Below are 14039 nucleotides of genomic sequence, written 5' to 3'. Positions count from 1 at the left end.
AGAATGAAGACACTATGTGCCATTCATTCTTCATTTTATATCTTATTGGATTATAGTCCGAAAGCTTCTTTTACTTTGTCAACATAATCCAGTTTCTCCCATGTGAAGAGTTCTACCTCAACAGTCTTGTTGCCTTCGTAAACAGATTCGAATGTTTTTGTAACAACTTTTGGTTCGCGTCCCATGTGTCCGTAAGCAGCTGTTTCGCTGTAGATAGGGTTACGGAGTTTCAGGCGCTGTTCGATAGCTTTAGGTCTCATGTCGAATATTTCGTCAATCTTCTTGGCTATCTCACCGTCGGTCATTTTTACATTGCTTCTTCCGTAAGTGTTTACGTAGATGTTGATAGGTTTCGCAACACCGATTGCGTATGATACCTGTACCAGTATTTCATCTGCTACACCTGCCGCTACAAGGTTCTTAGCGATGTGGCGAGCAGCATATGCTGCGCTACGGTCAACCTTACTTGGGTCTTTACCGGAGAAAGCACCACCACCGTGAGCACCGGCTCCACCGTATGTGTCAACGATAATCTTACGTCCGGTCAGACCTGTATCACCGTGAGGACCACCGATAACGAACTTGCCTGTAGGGTTTACGTGATACTTGATATTGTCGTTGAACAGAGCCAATACTGCAGGATTGTGTATCTCTGCTATCACTCTTGGCATAAGTACTTCGATAACGTCCTTACGGATTGTTGCAAGCATTTCTTCGTCAGCCTTCAATTGAGCTTCTTTAGAAGAATCAGCAGGAGCAACGAACTCATCGTGCTGTGTAGAAACTACGATAGTGTCTATTCTTACAGGACGGCGGTCGTCATCGTATTCGATAGTAACCTGGCTTTTTGAGTCCGGACGGAGGTAAGTCATTACTTTGCCTTCGCGACGGATATCGGCAAGTACTCTAAGTATCTTGTGAGCAAGGTCGAGCGAAAGAGGCATGTAGTTTTCAGTTTCGTTTGTAGCGTAACCGAACATCATACCCTGGTCGCCTGCACCCTGATCCATTGGTTCTTCGCGTTCCACTCCGCGGTTGATATCTGCACTCTGTTCGTGGATTGCAGAAAGTACTCCGCATGAGTTTCCTTCAAACATATACTCGCTCTTTGTATAGCCAATCTTGTTGATAACCTCTCTGGCTACACGCTGCAAGTCGATGTACGCATTGGTTTTCACTTCTCCTGCCAGTACCACCTGTCCGGTAGTTACCAATGTTTCGCAAGCTACTTTAGAACTGGGGTCATAAGCCAACAGTTTGTCAAGCACAGCATCCGATATTTGATCGGCTACTTTGTCGGGGTGTCCTTCAGACACTGATTCGGATGTGAATAAATATCCCATTTTACGTTTTAAATTAAAAAATTAGTGATTGTAATTATCCGTGTACGGACAGAGTAGGAATGTTGGAATAAATATATGTGTTTTAGCATTTTTTTCCGTGGTTGCAAGCTACTCAAATCTTTCCACTTTTTATTTTCGCCTGCAAAGATACGCATATTAATTGGAATAATTACAAAATGCATATTATTTTAACATACTTGGCCTAGGAAAGTTATAGATGTGCTGGAAAAAACTTATAAATATGCTGTCGTAACCTATAAATCAAACTTGTGTTTTTATAAACAACACTGTTGTTTATAAAAATCACAGTGATATTTATATAAACAACAGTGTGGTTTATAGATTTATTCAAGATGTTTTAGTTTTTTTGTTTTGTGTTGATATTATAATTTGAGCTGTCGAATAATTTGCGACAGCTCAAATTATATAAGAAATTCACTCTACACTAATGTGATATTTCTTTTAGTCTCTTCTTAAAAACAGGATGTACGGCATCACCTGCAATTTCTACTAATGGTTTCATAACGAAATCCCTTTCTGTCATAAGCGGGTGGGGGATGGTCAGTTCATCTGACTTCATAATCATATCATCGTAAAGGAGGATGTCGATGTCAATAGGTCGGTCGGAATATACTTTGTTTACAGATTTCTGTGTTCTGCCCATTTCTATTTCTATTTCTTTTATAATATGAAGAATAGCCGCAGGTTCGAGCGATGTATCCACACAAAGGGCTGCATTCAGGAATGAGTTGTCTGATTCGAATCCCCAAGGTTCTGTCACATAAAAAGAAGATAGGGAAGTTACCCTCCCTATCTTTTCTTCTATATGGTTTACTGCAGTAAGCAGATTGTTTCTTTTGTCGCCAAGGTTGGTACCAAGGCCCAAGAATACTTTTGCCATAATTATTTGTCGAGTATAAGCATTGCATCGCCGTAAGTTCCGAAGCGGTAGTCTTCTTTAAGGGCGATGTTGTAGGCATCCATTATCAGTTCGTATCCACCGTACGAGCAAACCAGCATAAGCATTGTTGACATAGGCATGTTGAAGTTGCTCACCATTGAGTTTGCCACGCTGAAATCGTATGGAGGGAAGATGAACTTGTTTGTCCAGCCTTCGTATTCCTTGAGGTGGCCGTCTGTACTTACTGCAGTTTCGATTGTCCTCATTACAGTAGTACCTACGGCACAGATATTGTGACCGTTGTCTTTGGCATTGTTGACGATGCGGCATGCTTCTGCATTGACAAACATCTGCTCAGAATCAACTTTATGTTTTGTAAGGTCTTCAACGTCTATTTCGCGGAAGTTGCCAAGTCCTGCATGCATTGTGATGAATGCAAAGTCGATACCTTTGATTTCCATACGCTTCATAAGCTCGCGGCTGAAGTGTAATCCTGAAGCAGGAACGGTTACGGCTCCTTCATTCTTTGCAAAGATATTCTGGAAGCGTTCCTCGTCAATCTTTTCAGCACGACGGTGTATGAATGGAGGCAATGGTGGTTCGCCAAGCGCATAAAGGGCTTTCTTGAACTCATCATGCGGACCGTCGTAAAGGAAGCGTAGTGTACGTCCTCTTGAAGTTGTGTTGTCTATAACTTCGGCTACCATAGAGTCATCTTCGCCGAAATACAGCTTGTTACCGATACGTATCTTACGTGCTGGATCGACAAGAACGTCCCACAGACGTAGCTCTTCGTTCAGTTCCCTGAGCAGGAAAACTTCGATATTGGCTCCGGTCTTTTCTTTGTTTCCGTACAAACGCGCAGGGAATACTTTAGTGTCGTTAAAGATAAACACATCCTTGTCGTCGAAATAATTCAGGATGTCCTTGAACACTTTGTGCTCTATTTCGCCTGTTGATTTATGTACCACCATCAGGCGCGACTCGTCTCTGTAGTCGGTAGGATACAGAGCAATTTTTTCATCCGGCAATTTGAATTTGAATTGTGACAGTTTCATCTTTTGTTCCTTTCTTTCCTTAATCGTTTGTAACTTTAATATCTTGCTTGTCGAGCCATTGCTCGAAATCTTCAGGCTTCATACAGTCTTCCAGTTTCACATCTCCCACTCGGGTACGTATCAGTCCCGTGAGGTGTGCGCCGCTGTCTAGGGCTTGTCCGATATCCCTTGCCAGAGCCCTGATGTAAGTTCCTTTGCTGCAGACTACTCTGATTTTTATTTCAGGCAGGTTGCATTCCAGTAGCTCTATATCATCTATAACAAGTGTCTTGGCTTTTAGTTCAACTTCATCGCCTTTTCTTGCAAGGTCGTATGCTCTTTTACCGTCAACCTTACATGCCGAGAATACCGGTGGCACCTGTTCTATGGTTCCTATGAATTTTTTCAGTACCTCCTCCACCATTTCGCGTGTGATATGTTCGGTAGGATATGTCGCATCTATCTCCTTTTCAAGGTCGAACGACGGAGTGGTTGCTCCCAGTTGCAGAGTGGCGATATATTCCTTGGTGTGATACTGAAATTCCTCTATTCTCTTGGTTGCCTTTCCTGTGCATATAATCATCACTCCTGTGGCAAGAGGGTCGAGTGTTCCGGCATGTCCCACTTTTATTTTCTTCACCCCCAGTTTACGGCTTATGTGATATCTAAGCTTGTTTACTACAGCAAATGATGTCCACTTCAGCGGTTTGTCTATGTATAGAATTTCTCCTTCCTTAAAATCCAGCATACAGACCGTTTTAGTTCAATAATGATACAGCTATAGTTATGGCTCCGGCTATGGCACAATAAATACCAAAGTAAACCAGTTTTCCTTTCTTGACAATGTTAATCATCCATTTGCAGGCGATACATCCGGAAATGAAGGCTGCAAGGAAACCTGCAATAAGTGCACCAATGGACATTTCTGCGTTGGCTGCTGACGCATCTTTCACTATTTCCATTCCGCTCAATAATGCTTCACCCAGTATCGGAGGAATAACCATAAGGAATGAGAATTGCGCAAGTGTCTCTTTCTTGTTGCCTAATAACAATCCTGTGGCTATGGTAGAGCCTGAACGTGACAATCCCGGCATTACTGCACAAGCCTGTGCCAAACCGATAATGAACGCGTCTTTCATGCTGATTTTCTCTTTGGTGCGAGGCTTGGCATAATAAGAGAATACCAACAGAGATGCAGTGACCAACAGCATTATTCCTACAATCAGAAGTCCTGAACTGAATATGTCTTCTACATAGTCTTTGAAGAACACTCCTACAATACCCACAGGAATCATGGAAACTATGATGTTCAATACATATTTTGTCTCTTCGTTCATCTGGAATTTGAACAGACCACGGAAAATCCAGTCTATCTCTTTCCACAATATTACCAGAGTACTAAGTACGGTCGCCACATGCACCACAATGGTGAATGTCAAGTTTTCTTCACCTTCTATTCCAAAAAGTGCAGAGCCGATGGCAAGATGCCCACTACTGCTCACAGGCAGGTATTCTGTGAGTCCTTGAAGGATTCCCAGAATAATAGCTTCAATCCAAGTCATGTTTTGTTATTCTTAGTTTTCGATATTTTCTGAAATTGATTTTGGTTTGCGCAGTATGCCGTATATCATGAAAATAAATCCTACGAAGCATACAAAAGGAGCCACTTTGATGCGGCGCACACTGAAAATGTCCGGCTCGAATGCTGTTTCTGTCGAACCCGGTCCTGTCATCAGCAGAAAGCCGATGATGATGACTGCCATCCCTATCCCCAGGAGGATGAAGTTTGTCTTGTCGAATGCAAATTTAGTTCTGTCCATATCTTGATAATGTTATTGTTTTCAATACAGTTCGCTTATTTTCATGCGCAGATATTTGTTGATTGATATATATGCGCACAGTGTGGTTATTATCATACCGAATACCATTACTGCAGCCGCTACAATCATTATGCTTTTAGGCGATACGATAGCCAAAAGTTCAGGCTCGTATTTCACTGCCGTATATGCCGATGCAGTAAGAATGGCGTTTGCCACAGCTCCGGAAAGTATTCCTATCCACAGGTTTCTGGTGATGAACGGACGGCGTATGAACCCCCAGCTTGCACCTACCAGCTTCATGGTGTGTATCAGAAACCTTTTGGAATAGATGGTCAGACGTATGGTATTGTTTATCAGCGAGAATGATATCAGAGAGAGCAGAACTGCAAGTCCCAGCAGGAAAGCGCTTATTTTCTGAAGGTTCCTGTTTACGGAGTCAAGCAGATTTTGAGGATAACTTATTTCCAATATGCTCTTGTTAGCCATAAGCTCTTTCTCGATCCATTTTATGCTGTCCGGATTAGTATATCCAGCGTTAAGCTTTATCTCTATGGAAGCGTTGAACGGATTATGTCCCAAAAATTCACTAGGATCTGTTCCCATGGCTTCTATTTGTTCTTTAAGAGCCTGATCCTTCGATATATAGACTGTCTGTTTAACGTAATCTTTCTTGTTGAGGCTTTCCTGAAGCTTTATTATGGAAGTCTCCTTTATTCCGTCGTCAAGTATAGCGCTGAAGGCTATGTTTTCTCTGATATACACAGAAAGATTGTTTGCCGTCAGTACGAAAAAGACTACCAGTCCCAACAGAAACAATACCATTGTGGTACTTATTCCTGCCGTTATAAATTGCATGTCGAATATAGACTTATGTTTTCTCATAACTGTTTCTTTCTGAATATATAAATCATTGAACTGCTCTTGTCCTTATGGTTTATAGATGCTATCCATGCTTTTGCTCCTGTCAATAGTCCTCGAATAAAGGTATTCGACCTTTTCATGTACTTCTCGCTAAGCATTGACACATAAAATGCATCGAATGGCATAGGATATCTTTCTGTCATCACAAAACCATGTTTTGAGGCTATTTTCTTGATTGTAGTAGGAGTAAAGTGCCATAAGTGCCTTGGAACATCATATGCTGCCCACATATTTTTATACTTTTCCGCATCATAAGACGCCGCATTAGGTACCGCTATTATCAATGCTCCGCTATCTTTAAGTATTTTACCCAAGGTCTCCCATGTACGGTTCAGTTGTTCCAAATGTTCCATTACGTGCCATAGGGTGATAACATCGAATGTTTTGTCCTTAATGGTAAACAAATCTTCCGGAGGGTTGACCTTTATTCCGAAATGCTCTTTTGCGAATTCTCTTGCCTGAGGACTTTTTTCGATGGCAGACACCTGCCAGCCTTCTCTTTTCATCTTGTCGGCAAAATATCCTGTTCCTGTTCCTATGTCAAGAATTCTTCCGCATGTAAGATTGCTGCTTTTACCAACGAGTTTGGCTTTTTCGGAAAGCATATACTTTCTTACCTTATGATATACCGAATTCATAAGGCCCTTGTGAGTATCGCTGTGTGAAATATAGTCCGGTGATTCGTAATATCTGCCGATCTCGGATTCGACAGGAGCATTTTGAGTAAACAAAAAGTTACAGTTAGTACATCGGCACAAATCGAATGATTCGCCCGTAGCATAGTGGTCAGTACATGTCATAACCTTTTCAAACTGGCTTTGTCCGCAGATGGGACACTTATCTATATATAGTTTACTCACTTTTATCCCTAATTTGTTGCAAAATAACAAAATAAATAGGTATATATGGCATTTATTTAAAAGTTTTTAAGAGTAAGAATGTATATTCAGTGTTTTTTCTTATCTTCGTATAAAAAATTAATCAGTGATTATGGATAATAGAAAACTTTCGCGTTCTAACGACCGCATGATAGCCGGAGTTTGCGCCGGTCTGGCAGAGTATTTCGGTTTGGATACTACTTTAGTAAGAGTAGGCTATGCTTTGCTTACTGTATTTACTGCATTTTCCGGAGTGATAGTATTTCTTATACTTATGATTGTGATGCCGGAGAGGAGATGGTGATAATACAGATGATGATAATGTAATAAGACTTTGTTCTTGGCAATAAATGATTTATTCCTTTTGGGGGTTAATGAAATTCATCTATGATTTGAGTCTCAAACTATAGATGAATTTCATTAATTTTATATTTTTATTTTACAATAACTATGCCGCCTTCGGGTTGGATAACAACATTAACAGAGGATGTATCTTTAATTTTAAGAACTTCTTTCTGAGGTTGACGGTTTTTATTGTCATAATAATATGTGCATTCGTTACCGTTATCAAGCATTGATAAATTTAGCTTCAGTTTTAGTGGCTCTTTCAATGCATTGACTCCTGCTATATACCATTTGTTGTTATGACGGCGTGCCAAAACACAATATTTACCCGGATATCCGTCTATAAATCTTGTTTCATCCCAAGTGGTAGGAACATCTTTCATAAACTCTATCATGGAGGAAGGTGCGTCGTACATGTTATTAGGAGTTATTGCAAAGTTCTGTATAGGATTTTGAAACAAAACGGCTGTTGCAATTTGAAATACGTCTGTCGTACGGCGTATTGCTCCACCATCATTTGTTTTGTTAAGGTATTTATTTAATACTGTACCACCAAACTCCATGCAACCTATAGTGTTACGGATAAAGGGATGTAATGTTGCATTATATGCTTCATTATCATCATAATATTGATTAAAAATCAAGTTCTCTGATGCAAGAACGGCTTCACTTCCTACATAGTTAGGGAACATTCTTTCCCATCCGCGAGGGATGGTACAACCGTGGAATATTATCATAAGTCCATGGTCATTAGCATCGCTTAGAATGTCTTCATATAACCCCATCATCTGTTGTTTGTCTCCTCCGAAGAAATCTACTTTAAGCCCTTTTACACCACATTCCTGTAGCCATTTCATTTCACGCTTGCGGTCTATAGAGTTGCTCATGCACTGTTTGGCGCATTGTGGGGCATCATTCCAATATCCGTTAGAGTTGTACCATACAAATACTCCTACGCCTTTGCTTTGGGCATATTTGAAAAGTTCTTCCATTCGTTTGCGTCCTATGTTTTTCTCCCATCCACCGTCAATGAGTGTAAATTCATATCCCATTTGTGCAGCAAGATCTATAAATTTTATCTGGTCATCATAGTTAATGCTTGGGTCTTGCCATACAATCCAGCTCCAAGTGGAACGTCCGAATTCATATTTCTGTGAAGGTTCGTACAATGGTTCAACAACATCAAAAGGAACTGTTGTTTCTACAATTGGTTTTAAGTTGTCTCCAACGGTTATTGTACGCCATGGAGTTTCTCCAGGAAGGGCTAGTCCAGGTGTAGAACTTCCAAGTCCGTTCATTTCGTTTTCATTAGGGAATGTTATTGTATAAAGTCCATTATCACTGGCATCGCTAAGATGTGAAGCACAATATTTGCTTCTTACTCCGGTTTCTGATACCAGTGCCCAGTTGTTTCCTATATGGAAAAGACACGGGAAAGTGTATCCTTCGCCAAATTGTGATGGAGTAGATATCGGTTCGTCCGGTTTATATTCTTCTTCGTAGCTTGGTCTTGCTCTTTTCCATCCAACCATAGGCTTACTTTGAGGGCAAATGAAAGTAGTGGTGTTTTCTGGAAAATCAAAGCCGGTAGTTTCAGATTTCATTACAATGGAAGCTCTTTCACCATGTTGTGGTATCTCATATCGGAAAGCTATGTCATTATTGCTGACTCTGAATACCACATCGAAAGGATGTTTATCTGCATTACAGAATGTAATCTTCAATTCGTTTGCATTATATTTTATGACCGAATGCTTTATTCTGTCTTGAACATAGGTCTTATTTATTGAAGATGATTTTTGTTCCACGTAAGATATGTTATTACTGAAATCACCTATATCGGTAATAAATCCAAGCGGAGAATTTTCTAGAATTATATTATTCTTATAAGTAACACTGTAAAATGGTTTACCTGATTTTACAGATATATCTACTTTTAAGTTTTTGTCAGGTCCTGTGACAGTTGCCTGTTGTGCTGACAGGAGAGAACATGATAAAGCAAGTGTACAGAATAGTAAATATTTGTTCATGTGTAATAGGTTTAAGTAATTTATAGTTTTTTATTTATATTCGAACTCTAAAACGCCTCGTACATCATCAGAAGCCGCAGCAATATAAGCTTTGAATTTTCCGGGTTCTACTGTCCATTTCTGGGTTCTGTCATTAAAAAACTTCAAGTCATTAGCGTCAATGGTGAACTTGACTTCTTTTTCTTCGTTTGGAGCAAGTTCAACCTTGCAGAAACCTTTCAGCTCTTTTTCAGGGCGTAGAAGACTGCATTTTTCGTCTCCTATATATAGCTGCACGGTTTCTTTACCTTTAACTTTACCAGTATTCTTTACTTTGACAGATATTGTCAGTTCTCCGTTTTCAGATATTGATTTTCCTGAAATAGAAGGTTTTGAATAGGTGTAAGTGGTATAGCTGATACCGTGGCCGAATGAGTACAGAGGCTTTATGTTTTTAGTATCGTACCAACGGTAGCCTACTAGGATGTCTTCCTTATATTCCTGTTTGATACTATCGCCAGGATAACTCATTTCGCCATAATAGTGTGCCGGACAGTCTTCCAGTTTCACAGGATAAGAGAAAGGAAGTTTGCCGCTAGGATTTACTTTTCCTGTAAGGACATCGGCCAATGCTGATCCGCCTATAGAACCAAGATACCATGATTGTACTATTGAAGGCACTTCTTTTTCCCATGGCATTTCTACTGCGTTACCGCTTGTTATCACTACCACGATATTCTTGTTTACCTTCATCATTTCTTCGATTAACTCATCTTGTCCGAATGGGAGACCGAATGTCTTTCTGTCTCCACCCTCACAATCCTGGAAATGATTCTTGTTTAGACCTCCGATGAAAATCACCAGATCTGCTTTACCTGCTTTTTGTACAGCATCATTACGCAGTGAATCCATAGTAGCCTGTGGAATGACTTCTTCATTTCCGTACATAGGTCTTCCTGCCATGTATCCTTGAGCAAACTCTATTTTTGTTCCGAACTCTTTTTTAAGTGCGTCAAGTGGAGTCACTACAAGTTTTGGTTTCAGCTCTGACGAACCTCCTCCTGCCATAAGATTTCTCACAGCATTATCTCCGACTACAAGTACCTTATTATATTTGTTCATATCTATCGGAAGAAGTGCAGGAGCTTTCTTTGATGATTTGTTCTTGAGAAGTACTATTCCCTCGGTAGCAATGTTATATGCAGTCTTGTAATGTTCCTCACTTGTAATTGAACCGAAAGGCTTTTCTCTGTTCATGGCTGTGCGGAATATAAGTCTTAATACTCGTGCCGCTTTTTCATTTACCACTTCCATTGGAATTTTTCCGTCCTTTACCATCTGCAGGTAATTCTTTCCCAGATAGTAATCGTCGTAACCGAATTCAGATTCTGAAGTCAGCCCGTTGGTATATGACCCCATTTCTATATCAAGCCCGTACATTGCTGCTTCGTATGTGTCGTGTGCAGCTCCCCAGTCGGTAATTACACATCCGTCGAAATTCCATTCACCTTTCAGAATGTCGTTGTTGAGCAGTTTGTGGTGTGTAGCGTGAGTTCCTCTTACTTTGTTGTACGCTCCCATTATGCTCCATACTCCACCTCTCTCAACTGCAGCCTGGAAGGCAGGAAGATATATTTCGCGCAAAGCTCTGTCGCTCAACTGCACGTCGATATGTCCACGCCATAGTTCCTGATTATTCAGTGCGTAGTGCTTTACACAAGCTGCCACACCGTTCTTTTGAACTTCCTGGATATATGGCACACATAATTCAGCTGCCAGATAAGGATCTTCACCCAGGTATTCGAAGTTACGTCCGTTCAATGGAGTACGATAGATATTTACTCCAGGGCCGAGCAGTACATCTTTCTCACGATACCTTGCTTCTTCACCTATTGCTTTACCATAGTCAGCTGCAAGAGTCGTATTCCAGCTGGCTGCAAGACATGTCAATGCAGGGAAGGCTGTACAGCTGTCGCTTGTCCATCCTGCGTAACCCCAGTCATTCCAGTTTATTTCTGCACGTACACCGTGAGGGCCGTCGCTCATCCAAAGTTCAGGAATACCCAAACGAGGGCAACCAGGAGAACTGAATTTTCCCTGTGCGTAGCTTAAACGTGTTTTTTCCTCAAGAGTCATACGCTTTAATGCGTCCTCTATCCTTAACTCTATAGGCTGTTTGTCATCTAGATATACAGGTACGCTGTTGTTCTGTGCGTTTGTTGATATAAATGACAAAGCCAATAGACCTGTTGTAATAAATGTATTTTTCATGGTTATGTATATATTTATTTTGATTTGATTTCTATAGTTGAACTTTCCAAACCATTGGAATTTGCTGTTAATGTGGCTGTTCCTTTTTCTCCGTTATTCTGTAATACAACCAGACATTTTCCGTTAAACGCCTTGCGTTTATTGTCCTTGAAACGTTCCATTGATGTTTGGTAACCATTGTCAACACCGGCAATGAAAGCATTACCTTTAACTTCAAAATTAATAAGATTTTCAGAAAGAGGACACAAATTATTGTCTTTATCCAGCACTTCTACAGTGACAAAGCTCAAATCCTTTCCGTCCGCTGTTATGATATTTCTGTCAGGAGTAAGTCTTATCTTATGTGGAGTTCCGGCTGTATGTATTTCTTTTTCAGCAATAATGTTGCCATTCTTTCTTGCAACGACCTTAACAGTACCTGGTATGAACTTAACCCTCCATACCACGTGCAGGTTGTCCTCGTCTTTACTGCGTATTCCTTGCGACTCGCCATTTATGAAAAGTTCAACCTCATCGGCATTGTTGTAGTAGCACCACATGTCTATTTCCTGTCCTTCAGTCCAGTTCCAGTGAGGGAACAGGTGCAGTACTTGTTTGTTTGTCCATTCTGCCTGATACAGATAATAAACGTCTTTAGGGAAACCTGCCAGATCGACGATTCCAAAGTAGGAACTTCTTGCAGGCCATCCGTATGGAGTAGGTTCGCCTATATAGTCAAATCCTGTCCAGATGTACTGTCCGCTGATAAAATCATTGTTTCTTACCAGTTTTATGTTTTCCTCGTGAGTGTTACCCCATGGAGCATGGCAATTGTCATATGAAGAACATGAGAAACTTTCATCATAGAAAGGTTTATCCCAACGTTCAGGCCATATGAACATATCATTACTAGGCATACGGTAGTATCCTCTTGTCATTAGTGCTGAATTACTTTCTGTAATAATAAAAGGTTTACCGGGGAAGTTCTTTGGTACGTCAGGAATATTTACATTATGATAGTTGTATCCTATGATATCAAGTGCTCCTGATTTGAACAGATGGTTTCCTGGATTAGGCTCATTGCATCCAGCGGTGATCGGACGTGTGGGATCAAGTTCTTTTACAAAGTCTGCCAGCTTTTTTGTCAATAGTGAATTTACACTCATTTCTCCGTCTTTAGCCAGCATGTCAGCAGAGTGTCCGAAGTTAAGTATAAGGTTTGCCTCTTCCAATGAAAGAGTATCTGCTTTTGCGTCACTCCATTGCTCCAACACTTCGTTGCCTATACTCCATACGAATATGGAAGGATGGTTGCGGTCGCGTAATATAAAATCACGAAGATCTTTTTCATGCCATTCGTTGAAGTATCTTGCATAGTCGTGCGAAGTCTTTTTCTTGCGCCACATGTCGAATGCCTCGTCCATTACAATGAATCCCATCTTGTCGCATAAGTCAAGCAATTCAGGTGCAGGCGGGTTGTGTGAACAGCGGATACCGTTGCATCCCATCTCCTTCAGAATCTGCAGCTGTCTTTCTATAGCTCTGGTGTTTACTGCAGCTCCAAGACATCCAAGGTCGTGGTGCATACACACACCATTAATTTTAGTCTGTTTGCCGTTCAGGATAAATCCTTTTTCGGCATCAAACTTGAAATCACGTACTCCCGTGGTTGTGGTGTATCTGTCAATACATTTGCCGTCTTTGATAACTTCTGTGACGAGGGAGTACAAATACGGATTCTCTGTATCCCATAATCTAGGTGATGAGATATTCAGGGTTTGGCTGACATCGGATTTCTGTCCTGCAACAACAGAAACTGATGATTCTGTCTCGGCAACAACAGCGCCATCCATATCGTTCAGTATAGACTTCAGGGTTACTGTTTCATTGTTATTCCCTGAGTTTTGTACTGTGGTCACAATGTTTAATGTCGCATCTTTACTGATTTCAGAAGTTGTTACATAAGTTCCCCATTCGTCAACATGTAAAGGGTTTGTTTTGGTCAACCATACATTTCTGTATATGCCACATCCGGAATACCATCTGGAATTCGGCTGTTCCGAGTTATCTACACGGACTGCTATCACATTCTTTTCATTCCATTTCAAATATGGAGTTATGTCGTAACCGAATGAGATATAGCCGTATGGACGTTTACCCAATGATTGGCCGTTTATGAACACTTCACTGTTCATATATATACCGTCAAAATCTATTCTTATTATCTTGTCGGAATCTTCATTACTTGGAATAAATGTTTTTCTGTACCAACCTATTCCTCCAGGTAAAGCGCCACCGCCTGTTCCCGATGGATTGTCCTTACTGAAATCACCTTCTATGGCCCAATCGTGAGGAAGGTTTAATACTCTCCATTCCTTATCATCGAAATCTGTTTCTGATGCTTTGGGATTGTCACTCAGAGAGAATGACCAGTTGTCATTGAAGCATATCTTTTCCCTTGGGGATACAGATACAGAGCTGCATGCCCCCAGGAGCATGCAGCAAAATATACCTATGTATGTAAATAATTTCATT

The 14039-nt window shown here is 40.7% G+C and carries 12 protein-coding genes; 1 reads left to right on the top strand and 11 read right to left on the bottom strand.

Annotation, left to right across the window (positions count from 1 at the left end; all coding sequences use genetic code 11):
• Positions 1 to 50: 50 nt before the first annotated feature.
• The 8 genes from metK to H6A61_RS04605 form a co-directional block, all read right to left on the bottom strand.
• The gene (metK, locus tag H6A61_RS04640) at positions 51 to 1343 is read right to left on the bottom strand and encodes a methionine adenosyltransferase (protein ID WP_154045002.1); all 1293 of its coding nucleotides are present in this window, start codon (positions 1341 to 1343) and stop codon (positions 51 to 53) included.
• A 445-nt stretch (positions 1344 to 1788) separates the two neighbouring features.
• Positions 1789 to 2244, bottom strand: a complete 456-nt coding sequence (folK, locus tag H6A61_RS04635) for a 2-amino-4-hydroxy-6-hydroxymethyldihydropteridine diphosphokinase (RefSeq protein WP_154045003.1) — start codon at positions 2242 to 2244, stop codon at positions 1789 to 1791.
• A 2-nt stretch (positions 2245 to 2246) separates the two neighbouring features.
• Positions 2247 to 3302: a tRNA preQ1(34) S-adenosylmethionine ribosyltransferase-isomerase QueA gene (queA, locus tag H6A61_RS04630; protein WP_204391478.1), complete on the bottom strand. Its 1056-nt coding sequence runs from the start codon at positions 3300 to 3302 to the stop codon at positions 2247 to 2249.
• A 19-nt stretch (positions 3303 to 3321) separates the two neighbouring features.
• Positions 3322 to 4026 (bottom strand): tRNA pseudouridine(55) synthase TruB, encoded by a 705-nt coding sequence (gene truB, locus H6A61_RS04625; protein WP_204391511.1) that lies wholly within the window; start codon positions 4024 to 4026, stop codon positions 3322 to 3324.
• 13 nt (positions 4027 to 4039) lie between these two features.
• A complete protein-coding gene (locus tag H6A61_RS04620) occupies positions 4040 to 4843 on the bottom strand; it encodes an undecaprenyl-diphosphate phosphatase (protein ID WP_154045005.1) in 804 nt (267 codons plus the stop codon).
• A gap of 12 nt (positions 4844 to 4855) precedes the next feature.
• Positions 4856 to 5101 carry a DUF3098 domain-containing protein gene (locus tag H6A61_RS04615; protein WP_154045006.1) on the bottom strand — a complete coding sequence of 82 codons (246 nt, stop codon included), beginning with the start codon at positions 5099 to 5101 and terminating at the stop codon, positions 4856 to 4858.
• A 21-nt stretch (positions 5102 to 5122) separates the two neighbouring features.
• The gene (locus H6A61_RS04610; RefSeq protein ID WP_154045007.1) at positions 5123 to 5983 is read right to left on the bottom strand and encodes a cell division protein FtsX; all 861 of its coding nucleotides are present in this window, start codon (positions 5981 to 5983) and stop codon (positions 5123 to 5125) included.
• Complete coding sequence (locus H6A61_RS04605) at positions 5980 to 6882, bottom strand: methyltransferase domain-containing protein (protein WP_204391476.1); 903 nt, start codon at positions 6880 to 6882, stop codon at positions 5980 to 5982. Before H6A61_RS04605 ends, H6A61_RS04610 begins: the two co-directional genes overlap by 4 nt.
• A gap of 130 nt (positions 6883 to 7012) precedes the next feature.
• On the opposite strand from H6A61_RS04605, the gene H6A61_RS04600 reads away from it, so the two are divergent.
• Positions 7013 to 7204, top strand: coding sequence for a PspC domain-containing protein (locus H6A61_RS04600; RefSeq protein WP_204391474.1), 192 nt, complete (start codon positions 7013 to 7015; stop codon positions 7202 to 7204).
• A gap of 130 nt (positions 7205 to 7334) precedes the next feature.
• On the opposite strand, the gene H6A61_RS04595 is transcribed toward H6A61_RS04600, so the two are convergent.
• From H6A61_RS04595 to H6A61_RS04585, 3 genes are read right to left on the bottom strand one after another with little or no spacing between them, the layout of a single operon-like run.
• The gene (locus tag H6A61_RS04595) at positions 7335 to 9275 is read right to left on the bottom strand and encodes a glycoside hydrolase family 97 protein (RefSeq protein WP_204391467.1); all 1941 of its coding nucleotides are present in this window, start codon (positions 9273 to 9275) and stop codon (positions 7335 to 7337) included.
• A gap of 30 nt (positions 9276 to 9305) precedes the next feature.
• Positions 9306 to 11525, bottom strand: coding sequence for a beta-glucosidase (locus tag H6A61_RS04590; protein ID WP_204391465.1), 2220 nt, complete (start codon positions 11523 to 11525; stop codon positions 9306 to 9308).
• A gap of 14 nt (positions 11526 to 11539) precedes the next feature.
• The gene (locus tag H6A61_RS04585; protein ID WP_204391463.1) at positions 11540 to 14038 is read right to left on the bottom strand and encodes a glycoside hydrolase family 2 TIM barrel-domain containing protein; all 2499 of its coding nucleotides are present in this window, start codon (positions 14036 to 14038) and stop codon (positions 11540 to 11542) included.
• Position 14039 lies beyond the last annotated feature (1 nt).

The organism is Bacteroides caecigallinarum (genome assembly GCF_016901995.1).
GTDB lineage: Bacteria > Bacteroidota > Bacteroidia > Bacteroidales > Bacteroidaceae > Phocaeicola > Phocaeicola cellulolyticus.
Note: the sequence above shows the minus strand (reverse complement) of the source record. Positions and strands in the feature narration are given on the sequence as shown.